This window comes from Pseudomonas sp. ZL2 (genome assembly GCF_054788455.1).
The window spans coordinates 282728-304338 of the sequence record NZ_JBGOGX010000004.1; the positions used below are offsets into that span (position 1 = coordinate 282728).

Sequence of the window (21611 nt, forward strand, 5' to 3'; positions counted from 1 at the left end):
GGCGCCTGCCGCTGCCACGCTCGCTGCTGGGGCGCATGCTGCTGTTGACCTTGCTGGTGGTGTTGCTGGCCCAGGGGCTGTCGAGTGTGATCTGGTTGTCGCAATTGCGTGCCAGCCAGATGGAAGGCCTGGTCGCCAGCGCGCGCAGCCTGGCCCATTCGATGAGTGCCAGCGTCAGTTATTTTCGCTCCCTGCCGGTGGCTTACCGGCCGATGGTGCTCGACCAGTTGCGTAGCATGGGCGGTACCCGCTTCGTCGTTTCGCTCAACGACAAACCGCTGGGCATGCAGGTGCTGCCGGCCACGCCGCGCAAGGAGGCGGTGATCGACGCCGTCGCTGATGTGCTGCACCAGCGCCTCGGCGCGCAGCTGGAAATTTCCATCCAGTTTGTCAGCCCGCAGGATTTGCGGATCTTCAACAGCGGCCTGAAGCTCGATGAGCTGCCGCGTTCCTGGGCCCACTATGCGCTGACCCTGGAGCCGATCAACCCGCCGGTGCTGGTGACCCAGATTCGCCTCGCTGAAGGCGAGTGGCTGTACATCGCCTCGCTGCTGCCCGAGCCCTACACCAGCCTCGAAGAGCAGGGCCTGCCCAGCCAGCAGTTATGGTTCATCGTGCTGACCAGTTCATTCCTGCTGCTGTTCATCGGTCTGCTGGTGCACTGGCAGAGCCGCCCGCTCAAGCGCCTGGCCCTGGCCGCACGGGAGATGTCGCTGGGGGCCGACGTCGAGCCGGTGACCGAAGGCGGTGGCAGTGAAGTGGAGGAGGTGGGCCGGGCCTTCAACGCCATGCGCGAGCGCATCAGCCGCTACCTGACCGAACGCAGCCAGTTGTTCAGCGCCATCTCCCACGACCTGCGCACGCCGATCACGCGCTTGCGCCTGCGTGTCGAGTTGCTTGATGACGAGCAGTTGCAGGCCAAGTTCGGCCGCGACCTGGACGAGCTGGAGATGCTGGTCAAGGGCGCGCTGCAATGTGTGAAGGACACCGACATCCACGAGAACATCGAGCGTATCGACCTCAACCAGGTGCTCGAATGCCTGGTCGAACCGTACCTGGGCAGTGGCCAGATCACCCTCGAAGGTCGCGCCCAGGCGCCTTATCCCGGCAAGCCACTGGCGCTCAAGCGCTGCATTGGCAACTTGATCGACAACGCCCTGAAATACGGCGAGCGCGCCCACCTGCGCATCCTCGACAGTGACATTGGCTTTGTCTTGCAGGTCGATGACGAGGGCCCGGGCGTGCCCGAGCAACGTCAGGAGCAGGTGTTCGAGCCGCATTTTCGCCTGGCCGGACAGCAGCAGGGCTACGGCCTGGGCCTGGGTATCGCGCGCAACATCGCCCACAGCCACGGCGGCGAGGTGAGCCTGCGCAACCTGCGTGAGGGCGGCTTGCGGGTGACCTTGAGCCTGCCGCGCAGCGTTGACTGAAATTCTGCCTGGGCGAATGTCACCAGCTGGTGACATTCGCGCATCCCTTCGTTACCTCCGGCCCGAGTGCCGTTGGTTAGACTCCAATGCAAGCGCAAGCACCACGACTTGCACCTGCATAACAACAAGAAAAGGTTCCTCTCGATGAATGCGATCAATCGCCTCGCCGCTGTCATTTCCCTCGCCTCCTTGTTGCCCCTGAGTGCTATTGCTGCCGCTAACGGCACGGTCGAAGTCACTCACTGGTGGACCTCCGGAGGCGAAGCCGCGGCGGTGAAAACCCTCAAGGAACAAGTCGAGAAAGACGGTTTCACCTGGAAGGACAACGCCGTCGCCGGTGGCGGTGGCGCAGCGGCCATGACCGTACTGAAGAGCCGCGCAGTGGCCGGTAACCCGCCAGGCGCCGCCCAGATCAAGGGGCCGGACATCCAGGAGTGGGGTGCGCTGGGCCTGCTCACCGAGCTCGACGATGTCTCCAGAGCCAACAACTGGGACGCCCTGCTGCCAAAGAAAGTCGCCCAGATCATGCAGTACGACGGCCACTATGTAGCGGTGCCGGTGAACATCCACCGGGTCAACTGGCTGTGGATCAACCCGCAGGTGTTCGACAAGGCCGGGGCCAAGGTGCCGACCACCCTCGATGAACTGTTCGCCGCCGCCGACAAGCTCAAGGCGGCCGGTTTCATCCCGCTCGCCCATGGCGGCCAGCCGTGGCAGGACAGCACCGTTTTCGAAGACCTGGTGCTGAGCATCCTCGGGCCCCAGGGCTATCACAAAGCCTTCGTCGAACTGGATGAAGACACCCTGACTGGCGCGCAGATGGTCAAGGTGTTCGAAACCCTCAAGCGCCTGGGCACTTACATGGATCCCAATCGCGCCGGGCGCGACTGGAACATTGCTGCCGCCGAAGTCATCAATGGCAAGGCCGGCATGCAGATCATGGGCGACTGGGCCAAGAGCGAATGGACCGCCGCCGGCAAAGTGGCAGGCAAGGACTACCAGTGCGTGGCCTTCCCCGGCACCCAGGGCAGTTTCGCCTACAACATCGATTCGCTGGCGATGTTCAAGCTCAAGAACGAGAACGACATCAAGGCCCAGAACGACTTGGCCAAGGTCGCCCTGGAACCGCGGTTCCAGACCGTGTTCAACCAGAACAAGGGCTCCTTGCCGGTGCGCCAGGACATGGACATGAGCCAGTTCGACGCCTGCACGCAGAAGTCGGCGGTGGACTTCAAGGAAGCGGAAAAGGGTGACGGCCTGCAACCGAGCATGGCCCACAACATGGCGACCTCCCTGGCGGTGCAGGGGGCGATCTTCGATGTCGTCACCAACTTCTTCAACGACCCGAAAGCCGATCCGGCAATGGCGGTCAAGCAGCTGAATTCGGCGATCAAGTCGGCCAAGTGATGGTGTAGGCAACGACTCTGCGGGGCTTCATCGCTGGCAAGCCAGCTCCCACAGGGTCGGTGCATGCAGTCCATTGTGGGAGCTGGCTTGCCAGCGATGCGGTGCGCAGCGCCGCCCTTCAACCGAGACTTTCTGATGAGCACTGTTGCCACAATCAACAAGGCCTCACCCCTGGACGCCCTGCAGCGCTGGTTACCGAAACTGGTACTGGCGCCGAGCATGTTGATCGTCCTGGTGGGTTTTTACGGCTACATCCTCTGGACCTTCGTCCTGTCCTTCACCAACTCAAGCTTCATGCCCAGCTACAAGTGGGTGGGCCTGGCGCAATATGCACGGCTGATGGAGAACGACCGCTGGTGGGTGGCGAGCAAGAACCTGCTGCTGTTCGGCGGCATGTTCATCGCCATCAGCCTGGTGATCGGCGTGCTGCTGGCGATTTTGCTCGACCAGCGCATCCGCCGCGAAGGGTTCATTCGCACTATTTACCTGTACCCCATGGCGCTGTCGATGATCGTCACCGGCACCGCCTGGAAGTGGCTGCTCAACCCCGGCCTGGGCCTGGACAAGATGCTTCGCGACTGGGGCTGGGAAGGCTTTCGCCTGGACTGGCTGGTGGACCCCGACCGGGTTGTCTACTGCCTGGTGATCGCCGCCGTGTGGCAGGCCTCGGGCTTTGTCATGGCGCTGTTCCTGGCCGGCCTGCGCGGCGTCGATCAGTCGATCATCCGTGCCGCGCAAGTCGATGGCGCCAGCCTGCCGAGCATCTACCTGCGCATCGTCTTGCCAAGTTTGCGCCCGGTGTTTTTCAGCGCACTGATGATCCTTGCGCACATCGCGATCAAGAGCTTCGACCTGGTCGCGGCCATGACTGCGGGCGGCCCGGGCTATGCCTCTGACCTGCCGGCGATGTTCATGTATTCCTTCACCTTCAGCCGTGGGCAGATGGGCATGGGCTCGGCCAGCGCGATCCTGATGCTCGGCGCGATCCTGTCGATCCTGGTGCCGTACCTGTATTCGGAACTGAGGAACAAACGCCATGACTAGGTCCCTCGCTCCCCGCTCGTTGAGCTTCAGCCGCCTGGCCATCTACTCGACCCTGATCCTGGCCTGTGCGTTGTACCTGATCCCGCTGATCGTGATGCTGCTGACCAGCTTCAAGTCGCCGGAAGACATCCGTACCGGCAACCTGCTGAGCTGGCCCGAGGTGATCACCGGCATCGGCTGGATCAAGGCCTGGGACACGGTCGGCGGCTACTTCTGGAACTCGGTGAAGATCACCGTGCCGGCGGTGGTGATCTCGACCCTGCTCGGTGCGCTCAACGGCTATGTGCTGTCGATGTGGCGTTTCAGGGGGTCGCAGCTGTTCTTCGGCCTGCTCTTGTTCGGCTGCTTCCTGCCGTTCCAGACCGTGCTGCTGCCGGCCTCGTTCACCCTCGGCAAGCTTGGCCTGGCCAGCACCACCAGCGGCCTGGTGCTGGTGCATATCGTCTACGGCCTGGCCTTCACCACGCTGTTTTTCCGCAACTACTACTGCAGCGTGCCGGAGGCTCTGGTGCGGGCGGCGCGGCTCGATGGCGCGGGTTTTTTCACCATCTTCGGGCGCATCCTGCTGCCGATGTCGGTGCCGATCATCATGGTCTGCCTGATCTGGCAGTTCACCCAGATCTGGAACGACTTTCTCTTCGGCGTGGTGTTCGCCAGCGGCGATGCGCAACCGATCACCGTGGCCCTGAACAACCTGGTCAACACCAGCACCGGGGTCAAGGAATACAACGTCGACATGGCGGCGGCGATGATCGCCGGGTTACCGACCCTGTTGGTCTATGTGCTGGCTGGCAAGTATTTCCTGCGCGGGCTCACGGCCGGCGCGGTCAAGGGGTAAACAACAATGGCAACGCTTGAACTGCGCAACGTCAACAAGAGCTACGGCAGCGGTCTGCCGGACACCCTGAAGAACATCGAACTGTCGATCGACTCCGGCGAATTCCTGATTCTGGTCGGCCCGTCCGGGTGCGGTAAATCGACCCTGATGAACTGCATCGCCGGCCTCGAACAGATCAGCGGCGGGGCGATCCTGGTGGACGATGCCGACATCAGCGGCATGAGCCCCAAGGATCGCGACATCGCCATGGTGTTCCAGTCTTACGCGCTGTACCCGACCATGAATGTGCGCGACAACATCGCCTTCGGCCTGAAAATGCGCAAGATGCCTGCCGCCGCCATCGACGAAGAGGTGGCGCGAGTGGCCAAGCTGCTGCAGATCGAGCACCTGCTGACGCGCAAGCCTGGCCAACTGTCCGGTGGCCAGCAGCAACGCGTGGCCATGGGCCGGGCGCTGGCGCGGCGGCCGAAGATCTACCTGTTCGACGAGCCGCTGTCCAACCTCGACGCCAAGCTGCGGGTGGAGATGCGCACCGAAATCAAGCTGATGCACCAGCGCCTGAAGACCACCACGGTGTACGTCACCCACGATCAGATCGAGGCCATGACCCTGGGCGACAAGGTGGCGGTGATGAAGGACGGGCTGATTCAGCAGTTCGGCACCCCGCAGCAGATCTACAACGATCCGGCCAACCTGTTCGTGGCCAGCTTCATCGGTTCGCCCCCGATGAACTTCATTCCCCTGCGCCTGCAGCGCAAGGACGGCCGCCTGCTGGCCCTGCTCGACAGTGGCCAGGCCCGCTGCGAGCTACCCTTGGGCTTCAATGTGGCGGGCCTGGAGGACCGTGAAGTGATCCTCGGCATGCGCCCGGAACAGATCGCTCTGGCCCCGGCCCAGGCCAATGGTTTGCCGAGTATTCGTGCCGAAGTGCAGATCACCGAGCCCACCGGGCCGGACCTGCTGGTGTTCGTCACCCTCAACCAGACCAAGGTCTGCTGCCGACTGGCCCCGGATGTGCCGACCCAGGTCGGCGACACCCTGAACCTGCAGTTCGATCCGGCACGGGTGCTGCTGTTCGATGCCGCCACCGGCGAGCGCCTGGGTGTCGCCGCGCCAGCACAGGCGAGCAAGGACAATGTCGCCCAATTCAAGGGCCGCTGAATTCGTTATAGAACGTAGACACCCATCGAGAACAATAAAACGAGGAAACAAGGGATGGATCACTTCAAGCGTATCAAGCCTCTGGCGCCGTTGACCCTGCTGGCGGCCCTGGGCCTCAGTTGCGGGGCGCAGGCGGCTGGCGCCTTTGCCCCGGAGTCGAAATGGATGAGCGGCGACTGGGGCGGTACCCGCACCGAGCTGCTGGAGAAAGGCTACGACTTCACCCTCGACTACGTCGGTGAGGTGGCCGGCAACCTCAACGGTGGCTACAACGACGACAAGACCGCGCGCTACAGCGACCAGTTCGCCCTCGGCGCGCACCTGGACCTGGAGAAGATCTTCGGCTGGCAGGATGCCGAGTTCAAGTTGGCGATCACCGAGCGTAGCGGCCGCAACTTGTCCAACGACCGCATCAGCGACCCGCGTGCCGGGCAGTTCAGTTCGGTGCAGGAAGTCTGGGGGCGCGGCCAGACCTGGCGCCTGACCCAGATGTGGGTCAAGCAGAAGTATTTCGATGGCGCCCTGGACATCAAGGTCGGGCGCTTTGGCGAAGGCGAGGACTTCAACAGCTTCCCCTGCGACTTCCAGAACCTGGCGTTCTGCGGCTCGCAAGTGGGCAACTGGGTTGGCGGTATCTGGTACAACTGGCCGGTCAGCCAGTGGGCGATGCGGGTCAAATACAACATCACTCCGGAGTTCTTCGCCCAGGTCGGTGTGTATGAACAGAACCCGTCCAACCTTGAAACCGGCAACGGCTTCAAGCTCAGCGGCAGCGGCACCAAGGGCATGATCCTGCCGGTGGAGCTGGTCTGGTCGCCGCAGGTCAACGGCCTGCCGGGTGAGTACCGTCTGGGTTACTACTACAGCACGGCCAAGGCCGATGACCTGTATGACGACGTCAATGGCCAGCCCCAGGCGCTGACCGGCGCAGCCTTCAAGTCGCACTCGAGCAAACATGGCTGGTGGGTGGTGGCCCAGCAGCAGGTCACTACGCACAACGGTGATGCCAACCGCGGCCTGAGCCTGTTCGCCAACTTCACCGTGCACGACAAGGCTACCAACGTGGTGGACAACTACCAGCAGGTTGGCATGGTCTACAAGGGCGCCTTCGATGGCCGGCCCAAGGATGACATCGGCTTTGGTGTGGCGCGGATTCACGTCAATGACGACGTCAAGGACCGTGCGCAGTTGCTCAATCAGCAGAGCGGCATAGAGGATTACAACGATGCCGGCTTCGTGCCGATCCAGAAGACCGAGTACAACGCCGAGCTGTACTACGGCTTCCATGTCACCAACTGGCTGACCGTGCGGCCGAACCTGCAGTACATCAAGAGCCCGGGCGGGGTGGACGAGGTGGATAACGCGCTGGTCGCCGGGTTGAAGATTCAGTCGTCGTTCTGAGGCGATATGTTGTAAATTTACGCATATTGCGACCGCTGTGCGGTCGATCGCTGGCAAGCCAGCTCCCACATGGATTGCGCAGATCCTGTGGGAGCTGGCTTGCCAGCGATAGCGTTCCCACTGAATAACAAGAGTTCCCCGCCATGCCAGAGCACCCGCTACAACGTTTCTTCACCTCGCAGAGGCCGCGGCCGACCTTCGAGTGGGAGCGTTACCAGCAGCGCGATGTGCTGATCATCGATCACCCGCAATGCCAGGCAGTCTTCAGCCGTCAGGGCGCGCAATTGTTGCACTTCCAACCACAGGGCGAGCGCCCGTGGCTGTGGTGTGCGGCGCAGTGGCCACAAGTCGGCGCGATCCGTGGCGGTGTGCCGGTGTGCTGGCCCTGGTACGGCCGTCACCCCAGCGAAGACATGTGGCCGGCCCACGGTTGGGCGCGCCTGCTCGACTGGAAGCTGATCGACAGCAGCGAAACCGAAGAGGGCGTGACCCTCAAGTGGCGCCTGCAACTGTGCGATTGGCAGGTCGACCTGGTGGCCACGCTGGGCAAACGCATGGAGCTGCAACTCAGTACCGAGCATCAGGACAGCCAGCCTTGTCAGTTGAGTCATGCTCTGCTGGCTTACTGGCGTATTAGTGACGTTTCTGAGATAGCGCTATCTGGGCTAGAAAACATTGAGGGTTACGACCGTTTGAACCGTCAGGCCTGTCGCCAGAAGGGCGCCTTGAAGGTCCACGGCGGGTGCCAGCGGGTGTTCCCCAATGCGGCGACCCTGCAGTTGCACGACCCGGCCTGGCAGCGCCAGTTGTGCATCGACACCGGTGACAGCGAAGACACCGTGGTCTGGCACCCCGGCAGTCGGCCATTGATGGGTGTCAGTGGCAGCGAAACCCTGGGCTTCGTCTGTGTCGAGGCGGCCAGTGGCAGCAGTGACAGCCTGAGCCTGGCGCCGGGTGAGCAAGCGCACCTGCGTCTGCAGGCGCACTTGCTCAGTTGAGTTCGTCGTCGATCGGGTAACGGCTGGCGTTGAGGCTTTCCTTGATCTTGCGCAGGTGCGGCTGGAAGTCGACGCCGCGGCGCAGGGTCATGCCGGTGGCCAGCACGTCGAGCACGGTCAGCTGGATGATCCGCGAAGTCATCGGCATATAGATGTCGGTGTCTTCCGGCAGCGGGATGTTCAGGCTCAGGCTGCTGGCCTTGGCCAGCGGCGAGTCGGCGGCGGTCAGGCCGAGCACCGAGGCGCCGTTTTCCCGGGCCAGGCGTGCGACTTCGACCAGCTCGCGGGTGCGCCCGGTGTAGGAGATGATCACGAACAGCTCGCCGGTGTGGGCCACCGAGGCCAGCATGCGCTGCATCAGCACATCGGCATGGGCCGACACCGCCAGGTTGAAGCGGAAGAACTTGTGCTGTGCATCCAGCGCTACCGGGGCCGAGGCGCCGAGGCCGAAGAAGTGGATCTGCCGGGCCTGGATCAGCATGTCGACGGCGCGGCTGATCAGCTGCGGATCCAGTTGCTGGCAGGCACTGTCCAGCGAGGCAATGGCGCTGCCGAAGATCTTCTGGGTGTAGGACGCCGGATCATCGTCGGCCTCCACTGCCCGGCTGACGTAGGCAGCGCCGCTGGCCAGGCTCTGCGCCAGTTGCAGCTTGAGCTCGGGGTAGCCGCTGACGCCGAACGAGCGGCAGAAGCGGTTTACCGTCGGCTCGCTGACCTTGGCAGCCTGGGCCAGGGCGGCAATGCTGAAACGAGTGGCTTGCTGGGGGTTGAGCAGGATGACTTCGGCGACTTTGCGCTCAGCCTTGTTCAGCTCTTCGAGGCGGCCCTGGATCTGCTCCAGGAGGTTTCGCACGCGGTCCATGGGTGTTTTCCTTGGGTCGTTGAGACAGCCGGCTGGCGACAGCAGCGGGCTTTTGACACGGTGGCCTATCGTACTGATGGCATGGTTGGCACACCACTTGAATCTGTCCACTGGGTAAAATGTTGTGGTTTTTACTACATTATTCCTTGAAAACTGCGATTGAAAACGGTATTTCTACGTCAACTTGATAAAAGAACCAACATCATGGCTTCGATCAGCGTTGAACCCTGCACCTTTGCCCTGTTTGGCGCCCTTGGCGACCTGGCCTTGCGCAAGCTGTTTCCGGCGCTCTACCAGCTCGACCGGGCCGGCTTGTTGCACGCCGACACCCGGGTGCTGGCCCTGGCCCGCGAGCCGGGCAGTGTCGATGAGCACCTGGCGTCGATCGAGGCGCACCTGCAGGAGTTCGTGCCTGCCGGGCAGATCGAGGCGCCGGTGCTGCAGCGCTTTCTGGCGCGCCTGACCTACCTGCACGTGGATTTCCTCAAGGCCGAGGACTACCAGGCCCTGGCCGAACAGGTCGGCAGCGACAGCCAGCTGATCGCCTATTTCGCCACCCCGGCGGCGGTGTATGGCGGCATTTGCGAGAACCTCGACAAAGCCGGCCTCAGCGCCCGTACCCGGGTGGTGCTGGAAAAACCCATCGGCCATGACCTGGAATCCTCACGGCGGGTCAACGACGCCGTGGCCCAGTATTTTCCGGAAAACCGCGTTTATCGTATCGACCACTACCTGGGCAAGGAGACGGTGCAGAACCTCATTGCCCTGCGCTTTGCCAACAGCCTGTTCGAAACCCAGTGGAACCAGAACTCGATCTCCCACGTGGAAATCACCGTCGCCGAGAAGGTCGGCATCGAAGGGCGCTGGGGCTATTTCGACAAGGCCGGGCAACTGCGCGACATGATCCAGAATCACCTGTTGCAGTTGCTCTGCCTGATTGCCATGGACCCGCCCAGCGACCTCTCGGCCGACAGCATCCGTGACGAGAAGGTCAAGGTGCTCAAAGCCCTGGCGCCGATCAAGGGCGAGGGCCTGAGCACCCAGGTGGTGCGCGGCCAGTACATTGCCGGCTACAGCGAAGGCAAGCCGGTGCCCGGTTACCTGGAAGAAGACAACGCCAACGCCCAGAGCGACACCGAAACCTTCGTCGCCCTGCGTGCCGATATCCGCAACTGGCGCTGGGCCGGGGTGCCGTTCTACCTGCGCACCGGCAAGCGCATGCCGCAAAAACTGTCGCAGATTGTCATCCACTTCAAGGAAACCCCGCACTACATCTTCGCCCCGGAACAGCGTTTGCAGATCGGCAACAAGCTGATCATCCGCCTGCAGCCGGACGAAGGTATCTCCTTGCGGGTAATGACCAAGGAGCAGGGTCTGGACAAAGGCATGCAGCTGCGCAGCGGGCCCTTGCAGCTGAATTTTTCCGACACCTGGCGTAGTGCGCGGATCCCCGATGCCTACGAGCGGTTGTTGCTGGAAGTGATGCGCGGCAATCAGAACCTGTTTGTGCGCAAGGATGAAATCGAATACGCGTGGAAGTGGTGCGATCAGCTGATCGCCGGCTGGAAACAGTCGGGCGACGCGCCCAAGCCCTATGCCGCCGGTTCCTGGGGGCCGATGAGCTCGATTGCACTGATTACCCGCGATGGGAGGTCCTGGTATGGCGATATCTGAACTGCAACTGCCGGCGAAGGTCACGGCACGTGATTTCAATACACCCGCGCTGCTGGCTGAAGGGCTGGCCAAGGATGTGGCAGGGCGCCTGAATGCGGCCATTGCCGCCAAGGGCCAGGCCACCCTGGTGGTGTCGGGCGGCCGCAGCCCGGTGGCGTTTTTTGCCGCGCTGCTCAAGCAGCCGCTGGACTGGTCGAAGGTGCTGGTGACCCTGGCCGATGAACGCTGGGTGCCGGTCGAGCATGCCGACAGCAATGCCGGCCTGCTCAAGCGCCATTTGTTGACCGGTCCTGCTGCCAAGGCGCGTTTCCTCAGCCTCTATCGCGCCGCAGGCAGTCTTGAGGCCGCTGCGCAGGAAGCCGATCGGGCCCTGGCCGAACTGCCGGGTATCGACGTACTGGTACTGGGCATGGGCGATGACGGCCATACCGCCTCGCTGTTCCCCAACAGCCCGAACCTTGCCGAAGGTCTCGACCCGAACAGCCCCCGTCGCTGCCTGCCGATGCTGGCGCCGAGCGTGCAGCATCAACGGCTGAGCATGACCCGGGCGCTGCTGGCCCGCGCCGGATTTACCGCCTTGTCAGTGCAAGGCCCGGGCAAACTCGCTACCCTGCGCGCCGCGCTGGCCGGCGATGACCAGGCCGAGATGCCGATTCGTGCCTTCTTACAAGACCCTCTGGATATTTACTGGTGCCCATGAGCCAAGGATCCGCCGTTATGACCACGCATGAACTGAAACAGCCGGGAGCTTCCATGGCCGACAAGATTGCCCGGATCGATCAGATCTGCACCCAGGCGCGCATTCTGCCGGTGATCACCATCGCCCGCGAAGAAGACATCCTGCCTCTGGCCGATGCCCTGGCAGCCGGTGGTATCAAGACCCTGGAAGTGACCTTGCGCTCGTCCCACGGCCTCAAGGCCATCCAGGTGCTGCGCGAGCAGCGCCCGGAGCTGTGCATCGGGGCTGGCACCGTACTCGACCGCAACATGTTTGCTGCCGTGCAGGCGGCTGGCGCGCAGTTCGTGGTCACCCCGGGCATTACCCAGGACTTGCTTGAGGCCGGCGTCGACAGCGACATCCCGCTGCTGCCAGGTATCAGCACACCGTCGGAAATCATGATGGGCTATGCCCTGGGCTACCGGCGCTTCAAGCTGTTTCCGGCTGAGATCAGCGGCGGCGTGGCGGCGATCAAGGCCTATGGCGGCCCGTTCGGCGACGTGCGCTTCTGCCCCACCGGCGGGGTCAACCCGGGCAATGTGAAGGACTACATGGCCCTGGCCAATGTGATGTGTGTGGGCGGTACCTGGATGCTCGACAGCAGCTGGATCAAGAGCCGCGACTGGGCCCGTATCCAGGCCTGCAGTGCCGAGGCCCTGGCACTGCTGGACTGAAACCGAATTCGTTGTGTGCTACACGGCTTTGAGGTGCGCTTGGTCGGCGCACCTTTTTTTTGCCTGCTCAGAAACTGTCCGAAGTGCTGAAGCTGCCACCACCGCTGCTGCTGGAGGTGGAGAAATCGCTGGAACTCGAACTTGAGCTTGAACTGCTGGAGCCGGAACTCGACCAGCTGAACGACGAAGAGCTGCTGGACGAAGAACTGCGCGGCACCAGGCGTCGGCCACTTTGCAGCACGGTTTCCAGCGCGTGCAGGCTGAGGTCGCGGGTCATGTAGTCGGCCAGCAGGCGCTCGATGCTCAAGGTGGTGTAGTAGTTGTAGTCGCTGTCACGGTAATAGTCGGTGCGCAGCGCCCGCTCCAGCTCCTTGGCCCGCTCATAGTCGCGCAGGGCACGGTCATGCTGGTCGCGCAGCTCGGGCAGGCGGTCCTGTACGTCACGCAGGCGCGGGTACAGCTCCTTGAGCTGGGCGGCGATCTTGTCGTCGTTGTTGTCCGGAGTCTTTTGTACTTCGACCAGCAGTTGTTCGATGGTCTGTGCCTGCAGGCGTTCGGTGATGTTCTGACGGATCCGCAGGTAATGCGGGTCCTGTTTACCGGCAAAATTGGCCAATTGCTGGTGTTGCTCGTTGGCCCGGGCCTTGGCGGCGACGATGTGCTTGTTCAGGGTGACGTCTTCGCGGGTCAGCGGGTCCATCCCTGCCGCTGTACGCGCCTGGGCCAGACGCTGGTCGATAGCGTCCTGCAGCCCGGCAATCAGGCTCAGGCGTTCGCCTTGCAGCTCTTCGTTGCGGGTCTGCATGGCCCGCAGCATCAGCTCGTTGTTGCGGTTACCGACAAAGTTGACGCGCTTGGCCAGCTTGTTGTCGAGCCAGCGGTGCAGGAAGTTGTAGCGGTACTGGTCAGTGCCGTAATCGCGCTTGAGCAAGTGGTAGTAGATCGGGTTGGCGCTGTACGAAGGCAGCTTGTCGACGCACTCCTGGCGGATCTCCTGATAGCCGGTAAGCGCTTCGCCGTTGGCCTCTTGCGCGGCCCGCAACTGCTCGCCCAGCTCGCACCAGTCAGGCTCAAGCACCAGTTGATCCTTGACCTGGCGGTCGATGCTCTCAATGCGACTGCGCACGGTGTGCTGGTCGGCCAGCGACACGGCAATATCGGTTTCGACCCGGGCAAGTTCGGCGCGCAGTTGCGCTTCGGCATCCTGGCGTGCCTGCAGTTGCAGCAGGGTGTCCTGGTCCAGGGCCGGTCGATGTTCGAGCTTTAGCGTGGCGATGTTGCTCAGCCGGGTGAGGATGTCCTGTTCCAGGCGCGCTTCCTGATCGCTCAGGGCCGACAGCAGTTGCTCGGCGCTGCGCAGCAAGGCCTCGCTGCTGCGGGCGTTCTGCGCCACGGTGCCGGTGAGGGTAGAAGGGGTCATGTGTTCACCAGTCCATGATCATGTCAGGGTTGCCCGTGGTGCGCTGGTTGAAGCGCAGGGTCAGCGAGTTGGCAGCCTTGCTGCCCATCATGCGGTCATCGATATGGCCATCGTCGAGCTTGTCCACTTTGACCTTGAGGTATTCGGCCTGGCTGACGCGCACGGCGAACAGGCGGCTCCAGCGTTGTTTGCCGGTTTCGGAGCTGGTGACCGGTACTTCAGCGCTGATGCCGCCGGCGTCAGTGGCCTCGACCACCAGGAACCAGCTCTTGCCCTTGTCGGTGTCCTCGCCGCGGTTGCAGCCGGCGGGGTCGTAGCAACGCTCGACCCCGGACTTGATCCCGGTGCGGTCGACGATCTGCAGGGTCAGCGGCACGGCGGCGAAGTCGAGCATCCGCTTGAGGTGTTTGAGCTGATCGCCGGTCTGGCTGACGTCCTCGTTGTGCAGGCTGTTGTTGGCTTGGGCGAGCAGCGCTTGTAGTTGCGCTCGGTCACCGGCGGCCAGCGGCATCGCCTGCAGGCGCTGCTGCAACTGATCGCGCAGGGTGATCTGTTCGAGCCAATAGGAGACTCGATCGATCTCATAATCCAGTTTGCCGACCTGGAAGCCGGCCGCTTTGAGCGTGTCAGTATCCTTGACTTGCAGCAGTTGCTGGTCAGCCGAACTGGCAAGTTCCTTGAGATTGGGGAACGGCTTGAGGCCTTCGGTATAGGCCGGCATCGCCAGGAGCCTGGCCAGTTTATCGCGCTGCTGGTAGATACCTTCTACCGTGGCGAAGCCAGAGCGGGCCGAGGAGATGGCCTGGCGGGCCAGTTTGATCTGCGCCTCACGCTGCGTGACCAGGGTCTTGACGCTGTCGCGGTTGGTCTTGCGCACGAACTGCGGCACATCGCTGGCAAAGGTCTGATCCAGCGGCGGCAATGTTTGCCGGACCTGATCGAGAATGCGGCTGACGGCGACATCGGGCTGGGCCAAAGCCTTTTGCTGCCACTGCTCGAGCTGCTTGTGATTGAGCTGGATCTCGGTGCGCACGTCTTCATCATGCCAGCGCAGGTCACGGGCACTGTTTTCGATCTCGACCGTAATGCCGCTGTCGTGGGCAATGCGTGTGCACTGGGTGATCAGCGCCGCGGCAATGATTGCCAGGAACAGCTTGTAGAGCTGGCCGCGCGCCATCGATGCCTTGCTCAGCAGCTTTTCCCGCCAGCTCAGCGGCGGGGCTTCGAACATCAGCCGGCGGGCGAAGAACTCGCGCACGCCCTGGTCGATCAGCGCCTCGTCGAAGGCGATGTTGTGGCTCTGGTAGTAGTCACGAATACGCGCCGCGACTTCGGCGCGGCGCTTGGGCAGGTTCAGGTGTTCCTGGATTTGCACCTGCTGGTGGCGCAATTCGTCGACGAACGCCATCGCTCCGAGCTGTTCGGAGAGTGGGATGCTGGTCATCAGGCCGCCTTGCTGAGCAGCGCGGCGAATTTACGCTTGGCATCCTCGACCGCGGCAGCGATGTCGCGCGAAGCGTTGCTCGACTCGGCCCGGTAGGTTTCGGTGAGGCTGTTCATGTCGGTCTGGAACGACAGCGTGGCGTCGGCCAGCGCGCGTACCGAATCGACCTTGATGGTCGAGCCGTAGCTGGCCTTGACCGCGGCTTCGAGCTGCTGGTTGCCGGTACTGCCGAGGGCTTCGAGGCCCTTGCTGATGCCATCGGTGGTGGCATTGAGGGTATGGGTCGCCTCGGCCAGGCCGCTGTTGGCGGTGAATGACACGGCAAGGCCGGTAAGCACCACTTCGTTGGTCGAGAAGAACGAGACCATGCGCTGGTACTGGCGCTCCTTGATCACGTGTACCTGGTTGATGCGGGCGAAGACCATCTCGGCAGTGTTGTAGCCGACCTTGAGGTCATCGGCGATGTCCTTGACGATCTGGTAGCGCTTGTCTTCGTCCTGCAGGGCACGCACGGCTTCGTCGCGGCGCAGTTCCAGCGCGGCACGTTCGGCCGGCTCGGCCGATTCGGCGGCGGCGACTTGCTGGTTTGCCTCATTCAGTTCGGCCGTGCGCTGTTCCAGGGCCTGGCCGGCAATGGCCAGCACCTGCTGGGCTTCGACCTCTGCAGCCTTCATGGCCATGCGAAAGTCCATGTAGGACTCAAGGATCACCGTCTCGCGACTGATCTGGTCGTTGGCCGACTTGCACACCTGCAGGTAGTTGTCGCGAATGTCGTTGAAGCGGCTGGGGATCGAGCCACGGCGCACGTTCATCCAGGCCAGCTTGAGTTTTTCCATGCTGTCCAGGCGCCCGTCGTCCATCCAGCCGGCCATGGCCGCGGCGTCTTCGCGGATCGAGGTGAAGCTCTGGGTGATGTCCATGAAGCGGGTGGAGATGTCCATGCCCTCGATCTGCTCGCGGACCATGCTGTTGAAAGCGGTGGATTGCTGCAGGACCGCAGCGATCGAGGTGACCTTGCTGCTGTCGTACTGCGCCACGCGGTCGAGCAGCATCAGCACGGGGGCGTCCTGGACAGGGCGCAGGAGGTTGATGCCGATGGTGCGCAGGCCACTCAGTGCCCGCTCGAGGTAGTTGCTCATCGAGTGTCCTTTCATGATGTGCGCGCAGCGCAGGGTAAAGCGAGGAAGGGAGTATACCGGGGGTTGCCGTCAAGCTGACCGACGATTTTTCTCGGGCGCAAACGAAAGTGCCCGCCTCCGGATGGAGGCGGGCACTCGGTTGCAGCTCAGCGTATGGCTCAGGCCGCCTTGGCAGCCTGCTGGCTCAACGAACGGTTCAGGGCGCTGAACAATGCCTTGAAGCTGGCAGTGGTGAAGTTCTCATCGATACCCACGCCATGCACCGGACGACCACCGGCGACACGCAGTTCGATGTAGGCCGCAGCCTTGGCGTTGGTACCCGCGCCGATGGCGTGCTCGTTGTAGTCCATGATTTCCACGGCGATCGGCAAGCCGGCCACCAGGGCCTCGAGGGCACCGTTGCCCTTGCCGCGCCAATGCAGGGTGGTCTCGCCTTCACCGGCGACTTCCACTTCCACCGCACTGTGGCCGTTCTCTTCCTGCAGGCGATGGCTGACCATCGCGTACGGCGAGTTGGCCTGCAGGTACTCGCGGTGCAACAGCGAGTGGATCTGCTGGGCAGTCATCTCCAGGCCCAGGCGGTCGGTTTCACCCTGTACCACCTGGCTGAACTCGATCTGCATGCGCCGTGGCAGGCTGATGCCGTATTCCTGTTCGAGCAGGTAGGTGATGCCACCCTTGCCCGACTGGCTGTTGACGCGGATCACCGCCTCGTAGCTGCGGCCGATGTCGGCCGGGTCGATCGGCAGGTACGGCACTTCCCACTTGGCGTCATCCTTCTGCTGGGTGAAGCCTTTGCGGATGGCGTCCTGGTGCGAGCCGGAGAACGCGGTGTGAACCAGGTCGCCAACGTACGGATGACGCGGGTGCACCGGAATCTGGTTGCACTCCTCGACCACCTTGCGCACGCCGTCGATGTCGGAGAAATCCAGCTCAGGGTCGATGCCCTGGGTGTAAAGGTTCAACGCCAGGGTCACCAGGTCGACGTTGCCGGTACGCTCGCCGTTGCCGAACAGGCAGCCTTCGACACGGTCGGCGCCGGCCATCAGGCCCAGTTCGGTAGCGGCCACGCCAGTGCCGCGGTCGTTGTGGGTGTGCAGGCTGATGATCACGCTGTCGCGGCGGTTGACGTTACGGCCGAACCACTCGATCTGGTCGGCGTAGATGTTCGGCGTCGAGACTTCGACGGTAGCCGGCAGGTTGAGGATGATCTTGTGCTCCGGGGTAGGGTTCCACACCTCGATCACCGCATCGCAGACTTCCTTGGCGAATTCCAGTTCGGTGGCGCTGAAGGTCTCTGGCGAGTACTGGAAGGTCCACTGGGTTTGCGGCTGCTGGGCGGCGTATTTGACGAACAATTTCGCCGCGTTCACCGCGATGTCTTTCACGCCTTGCTTGTCCTGGTTGAAGACAATGCGGCGGAACGACGGGCTGGTGGCGTTGTACAGGTGGACGATGGCCTTTTTCGCGCCGCGCAGGGATTCGAACGTACGAGCGATCAAATCTTCACGGGCCTGGGTCAGCACCTGGATGGTGGTGTCGTCCGGAATATGGCCGTCTTCGATCAGGGTACGGACGAAGTCGAAGTCGGTTTGCGAAGCGGACGGGAACGAGGCTTCGATTTCTTTCACGCCAACGCTGACCAGGGTCTTCCAGAAGCGCAGCTTCTTCGCCGCATCCATTGGCTCGATCAACGACTGGTTGCCATCGCGCAGGTCCGAACTGCACCAGATCGGCGCTTCGGTGATGGTCTTCGAAGGCCAGGTGCGGTCAGGCAAGTTGACGGTCGCGAAGGCGCTGTATTTTTTCGAAGGGTCTTTGAGCATGGTCATGAAAGCAATCCTTGAATGTGCGGCCTTGAAAGGGGCCCGCCGAACGAAAACGAGATGAAAAGGCGAGGCGACGCGATTCAGCTTGGTAGTCGTGCACTGACCAGGCAGAGGCTGCGATGTTGACGAAGCAGGATGAGGGTCTGAAAGGTTTTCATGGCTTCAACCCTAACCAGTGGGGTTAAAGATGGCAAGCCTTGCGAAAAAATTGAGATAAATGCTTAAAAAACGAGAATTGTCGAGATTTTATGGCGCTTCATGAATGAAAAGACCGCGCCAGTTGCGCGGTCTTTTTTAATAGCGCAACTCAGCCCTCAGGGCTGGAAGGCACCGATGAAAATGGCCGGATCGACCCGCGCATCATTGAGGCTGACGTTCCAGTGCATGTGCGGGCCTGTGGCACGGCCGGTCGAACCTACCCGGCCAACCACGGCGCCGCGGCTAAGCTGCTGGCCGGGTTTTACGTCGATCTTCGACATGTGGCAGAACATGCTGATAAAGCCCTGGCCATGGTCGACGAACACCGTGTTGCCATTGAAGAAGTAGTTGCCGACAAGGATGACCTTGCCGTTGGCCGGGGTCTTGATTGGCGTGCCGGCGGGTACCGCAAAATCCAGGCCTGCGTGCGGATTGCGTTCTTCGCCATTGAAGAAACGGCGCACGCCGAACTTGCTCGACAGCGGGCCGCTGACCGGCTTGTCGAGGATCAGGTTGCTCGGCAGGTTGGGACTGAAGCTGCGGTAGGCCTTGATCTGCTCGGCAAGCTCGGCATCGATGCGCTTGAGGTCGGCCGGGTCGGGGTTGACCTGGCGCTTGTTCTTCAGGGTAATGCGCTGCTCCGGGTACTTTTTGCTGCCGACAGTAAAGTTCAGGGTGCGCGTGCCCTCGGTGAGCTGTGCGGTACCGGGCTTTTGCGTCAGCGGCAGGCCGACGATGGCCAGCCAGCGGTCCTGCTCCTTGACCACCAGCACCGGCTTGCCATCAAAGCGTGCGATCGGTGCCGCGGCGGCCGGGCCAAGGTCGATGACCGCCACACCGCCGGGCACCGGCTTGTTCAGTTGGCGGGTGATGTAGCTGGCCTGGGCACTGCTGGCGAACATCAGGCACAGCAGCAACAGCGGGGCAAACAGACGGGGCATGATTCAATCCAGTAAAGAAAGCGTGACCGGAGTCAGGTGATTGTCTTCGACCCGTACCTGCAGTTCGCCTTCGCCCAGGCGGGCAGTCAGGCGTTGTCCGTTGTGGGTCTGGGCGGCATTGCGGATGGCTTGGCCGCGCTCGTCGAGGAGGATGCTGTAACCACGGCCCAGGGTCGCCAGGGGGCTGACCACGTGCAGGGTCTGGACCTGGGCTTGCAGGCGCTGGCGGCGGTCCTTGAGCGTGTCGCGCATGGCCCGCGGCAGGCGTTCGGCGAGGCTGTCCAGGCGTTGCTTGAGCAGGGCCAGGGTGCGTCCGGGGTGTTGCGCGGCCAAGCGCGTGTCCAGGCGCGCGAGGCGTTCGCGGCGCTGGTTCAGACGCTGCTCGAAGGCGCGGCGCAGGCGCATGTCCAGATCGTCCAGGCGCTGGGCCTGTTGGCGCAGGCGTTCGCCCGGGTGGCGCAGGCGCCGGGTCAGGCTGTCCAGGCGCAGGCGGTCGTGCATCAGGCGGCTTTGAATGCGCAGCAACAGGCGGCGCTTGAGGCTGTCGATACGCCGTTGCAGGTCGCTGCTGTCCGGGGCCAGCAGCTCGGCGGCGGCAGACGGCGTCGGGGCGCGCACGTCAGCGACGAAGTCACTGATCGAGACATCGGTTTCATGGCCGACGGCGCTGACGATCGGCGTCTTGCAGGCGGCGATGGCGCGGGCCACGGCTTCTTCGTTGAAGCACCAGAGGTCTTCCAGCGAGCCGCCGCCCCGGGCCAGGATCAGCGCGTCGAAGCCGCGGCTGTCGGCCAGTTGCAGGGCGCGGACGATCTGCTTGATGGCTTCGCGGCCTTGTACGGCGGTGGGGATCAGGGTCAGCTCGACCTGCGGTGCTCGGCGGCGGAACACGCTGATGATGTCGCGAATCACCGCGCCGGTGGGCGAGCTGACGATGCCGATGCGCTGCGGGTGAGCGGGCAGGGCGAGCTTGGCTTCAGTACTGAACAGGCCTTCTGCGCCGAGCTTTTCCTTCAGCGCTTCGAAGGCCAGGCGCAGGGCACCGTCGCCGGCCGGCTCGACGGTGTCGAGGATCAATTGATAGTCGCCACGGCCCTCGAACAGCGAGACCTTGCCGCGCACCTTGACCGCCAGGCCATCGCGCAGGGCCTGGCGGACCCGCGCGGCGTTCTGGCGGAACAGCGCGCAGCGCACCTGGGCGCCGCTGTCCTTGAGGGTGAAGTAGACATGACCGGAGGCCGGGCGGGCGAGGTTGGAGATCTCGCCTTCGACCCAGACATTGCGGAACACGTCTTCCAGCAGCACCCGGGCGCGGCCGTTGAGTTGGCTGACGGTCAGGACTTCGCGGTCCAGGCCGAGTCTTTCGAAGGGGTCTTTGATCATGGGCTGCATCATAAAGGATTGTGGAGCCGGGGTGGCAGTGGCTCGGCGGTGTCTTCATCGCTGGCAAGGCCAGCTCCCACAGGAGCTGTGTATTCCGGCCCATTGTTGCCGGCGATGGGCTGCGCAGCAGCCCCCATATGCAGGATGAACTGCTCAACCAAAGCCCCGGCATCGCGCCGATAGGCCAGCGCCACCGTACTGCGGCAACCCTCATCGGCCAGGGCAATGAAGCGCAGCGAAGCCGGGGCAATCTCCTCCATGCATTGCGGCAACAACGCCACCCCAAAACCTGCCTGGATCAACTGCAGCTGAGTGGTCTTGCGCGACACCACGCGCGCCGATTGCGGAAAGAACCCTGCACCCATGCACAATTCGGCAGACAGGTAGCTCAGGCCGCCACGCTGGCGATGGGGGATGGAGATAAAAGGCTCGTCACGCAGCTGCGCCAGGCAAACGCTGCTTTCTTCAGCCAATGGATGACCCTCGGCGACCGCCAGCAACAGGGGTTCTTCGAACAATGGCTGGACACAAAGCCCTTCATGCTGACGCAGCACCGGCAAGCGCAGCAGGCCGAGCTCCAGGCGACCCGCGGCCAGTTCTTCAAGCTGCGCCTCGGACGACTGCTGGGCGATTTCCATGGATACGCCCGGGTTGTCATTCAGATAGCCGCTGAGGCGCGCCAGCAACTGGCCGGTCAGCGGCACCGTGCTGGAATGACTGAGGCGCAGGCTGCCACGCACGCCCTGGCCAACCTCACGGGCCAGGCGTTCGGCTTTTTCCAGGTCCACCAGCAAGGTCCGCGCTCGCGGCAAAAATGCCTGGCCCGCTGCGGTAAGTCGCGGCTGGCGTGCAGTGCGCTCAAACAGCAGGGTGTCGAGGTGTGACTCCAGCTCCTTGACCTGCCGGCTCAGGGCCGACTGGGCGATGAACAGGCGTTCGGCGGCCGCACTGAAGCTGCCGCTTTCGGCAATTTCGACGAAGTAACGCAACTGACGGGTGGAAATCATCGGTGCTATGCCGTTTCAAGATGGCTAATAAGGTAATTGCATA

17 protein-coding genes and 1 pseudogene are annotated in these 21611 nt (G+C 62.9%); 10 read left to right on the top strand and 8 right to left on the bottom strand.

Annotation, left to right across the window (positions count from 1 at the left end):
• Positions 1 to 35: 35 nt before the first annotated feature.
• From ABM562_RS07280 to ABM562_RS07310, 7 genes are all read left to right on the top strand, one after another.
• Positions 36 to 1430: an ATP-binding protein gene (locus tag ABM562_RS07280; protein ID WP_275670891.1), complete on the top strand. Its 1395-nt coding sequence runs from the start codon at positions 36 to 38 to the stop codon at positions 1428 to 1430.
• Positions 1431 to 1574: 144 nt separating this feature from the next.
• Positions 1575 to 2837, top strand: a complete 1263-nt coding sequence (locus tag ABM562_RS07285) for an ABC transporter substrate-binding protein (protein WP_460421281.1) — start codon at positions 1575 to 1577, stop codon at positions 2835 to 2837.
• A gap of 135 nt (positions 2838 to 2972) precedes the next feature.
• A complete protein-coding gene (locus ABM562_RS07290; RefSeq protein WP_115088543.1) occupies positions 2973 to 3881 on the top strand; it encodes a carbohydrate ABC transporter permease in 909 nt (302 codons plus the stop codon).
• Positions 3874 to 4719 carry a carbohydrate ABC transporter permease gene (locus ABM562_RS07295; protein ID WP_115088542.1) on the top strand — a complete coding sequence of 282 codons (846 nt, stop codon included), beginning with the start codon at positions 3874 to 3876 and terminating at the stop codon, positions 4717 to 4719. Before ABM562_RS07290 ends, ABM562_RS07295 begins: the two co-directional genes overlap by 8 nt.
• A 6-nt stretch (positions 4720 to 4725) precedes the next feature.
• The gene (locus tag ABM562_RS07300) at positions 4726 to 5880 is read left to right on the top strand and encodes an ABC transporter ATP-binding protein (RefSeq protein ID WP_134064127.1); all 1155 of its coding nucleotides are present in this window, start codon (positions 4726 to 4728) and stop codon (positions 5878 to 5880) included.
• 54 nt (positions 5881 to 5934) lie between these two features.
• Positions 5935 to 7281, top strand: coding sequence for a carbohydrate porin (locus ABM562_RS07305; RefSeq protein ID WP_346616757.1), 1347 nt, complete (start codon positions 5935 to 5937; stop codon positions 7279 to 7281).
• A 143-nt stretch (positions 7282 to 7424) separates the two neighbouring features.
• A complete protein-coding gene (locus ABM562_RS07310; protein WP_134064123.1) occupies positions 7425 to 8279 on the top strand; it encodes a D-hexose-6-phosphate mutarotase in 855 nt (284 codons plus the stop codon).
• Here ABM562_RS07310 and hexR read toward each other — a convergent pair.
• Entirely contained in the window at positions 8272 to 9132 is an 861-nt protein-coding gene (gene hexR, locus ABM562_RS07315; protein ID WP_174242320.1) for a DNA-binding transcriptional regulator HexR, read from the bottom strand. The genes ABM562_RS07310 and hexR overlap by 8 nt on opposite strands.
• Before the next feature lie 213 nt (positions 9133 to 9345).
• Here hexR and zwf point away from each other — a divergent pair, with 213 nt between their 5' ends.
• From zwf to ABM562_RS07330, 3 genes are read left to right on the top strand one after another with little or no spacing between them, the layout of a single operon-like run.
• Entirely contained in the window at positions 9346 to 10815 is a 1470-nt protein-coding gene (zwf, locus tag ABM562_RS07320) for a glucose-6-phosphate dehydrogenase (protein WP_115088538.1), read from the top strand.
• Positions 10802 to 11515 (top strand): 6-phosphogluconolactonase, encoded by a 714-nt coding sequence (gene pgl / locus ABM562_RS07325; RefSeq protein WP_460421285.1) that lies wholly within the window; start codon positions 10802 to 10804, stop codon positions 11513 to 11515. Before zwf ends, pgl begins: the two co-directional genes overlap by 14 nt.
• 17 nt (positions 11516 to 11532) lie before the next feature.
• Positions 11533 to 12207, top strand: a complete 675-nt coding sequence (locus tag ABM562_RS07330) for a bifunctional 4-hydroxy-2-oxoglutarate aldolase/2-dehydro-3-deoxy-phosphogluconate aldolase (protein WP_115088536.1) — start codon at positions 11533 to 11535, stop codon at positions 12205 to 12207.
• A 67-nt stretch (positions 12208 to 12274) separates the two neighbouring features.
• On the opposite strand, the gene ABM562_RS07335 is transcribed toward ABM562_RS07330, so the two are convergent.
• From ABM562_RS07335 to ABM562_RS07365, 7 genes and pseudogenes are all read right to left on the bottom strand, one after another.
• Positions 12275 to 13627, bottom strand: a complete 1353-nt coding sequence (locus ABM562_RS07335) for a coiled-coil domain-containing protein (RefSeq protein ID WP_134064117.1) — start codon at positions 13625 to 13627, stop codon at positions 12275 to 12277.
• A gap of 4 nt (positions 13628 to 13631) precedes the next feature.
• Positions 13632 to 15071, bottom strand: a complete 1440-nt coding sequence (locus ABM562_RS07340; RefSeq protein ID WP_134064115.1) for a DUF6384 family protein — start codon at positions 15069 to 15071, stop codon at positions 13632 to 13634.
• On the bottom strand, positions 15071 to 16210 hold the full coding sequence (locus tag ABM562_RS07345; RefSeq protein WP_115088533.1) for a merozoite surface protein 3b: 1140 nt from the start codon (positions 16208 to 16210) through the stop codon (positions 15071 to 15073). The genes ABM562_RS07340 and ABM562_RS07345 overlap by 1 nt, the downstream gene beginning before the upstream one ends.
• A 158-nt stretch (positions 16211 to 16368) precedes the next feature.
• Entirely contained in the window at positions 16369 to 18042 is a 1674-nt protein-coding gene (gene leuA / locus ABM562_RS07350) for a 2-isopropylmalate synthase (RefSeq protein WP_346616754.1), read from the bottom strand.
• 311 nt (positions 18043 to 18353) lie between these two features.
• On the bottom strand, positions 18354 to 19178 hold the full coding sequence (locus ABM562_RS07355) for a peptidoglycan DD-metalloendopeptidase family protein (protein WP_346616753.1): 825 nt from the start codon (positions 19176 to 19178) through the stop codon (positions 18354 to 18356).
• Between the two features lie 3 nt (positions 19179 to 19181).
• Positions 19182 to 20561: an exodeoxyribonuclease VII large subunit gene (gene xseA / locus ABM562_RS07360; RefSeq protein WP_115088530.1), complete on the bottom strand. Its 1380-nt coding sequence runs from the start codon at positions 20559 to 20561 to the stop codon at positions 19182 to 19184.
• A 134-nt stretch (positions 20562 to 20695) separates the two neighbouring features.
• Positions 20696 to 21568, bottom strand: a pseudogene (locus ABM562_RS07365) (LysR family transcriptional regulator); the annotation flags it as partial.
• Positions 21569 to 21611 lie beyond the last annotated feature (43 nt).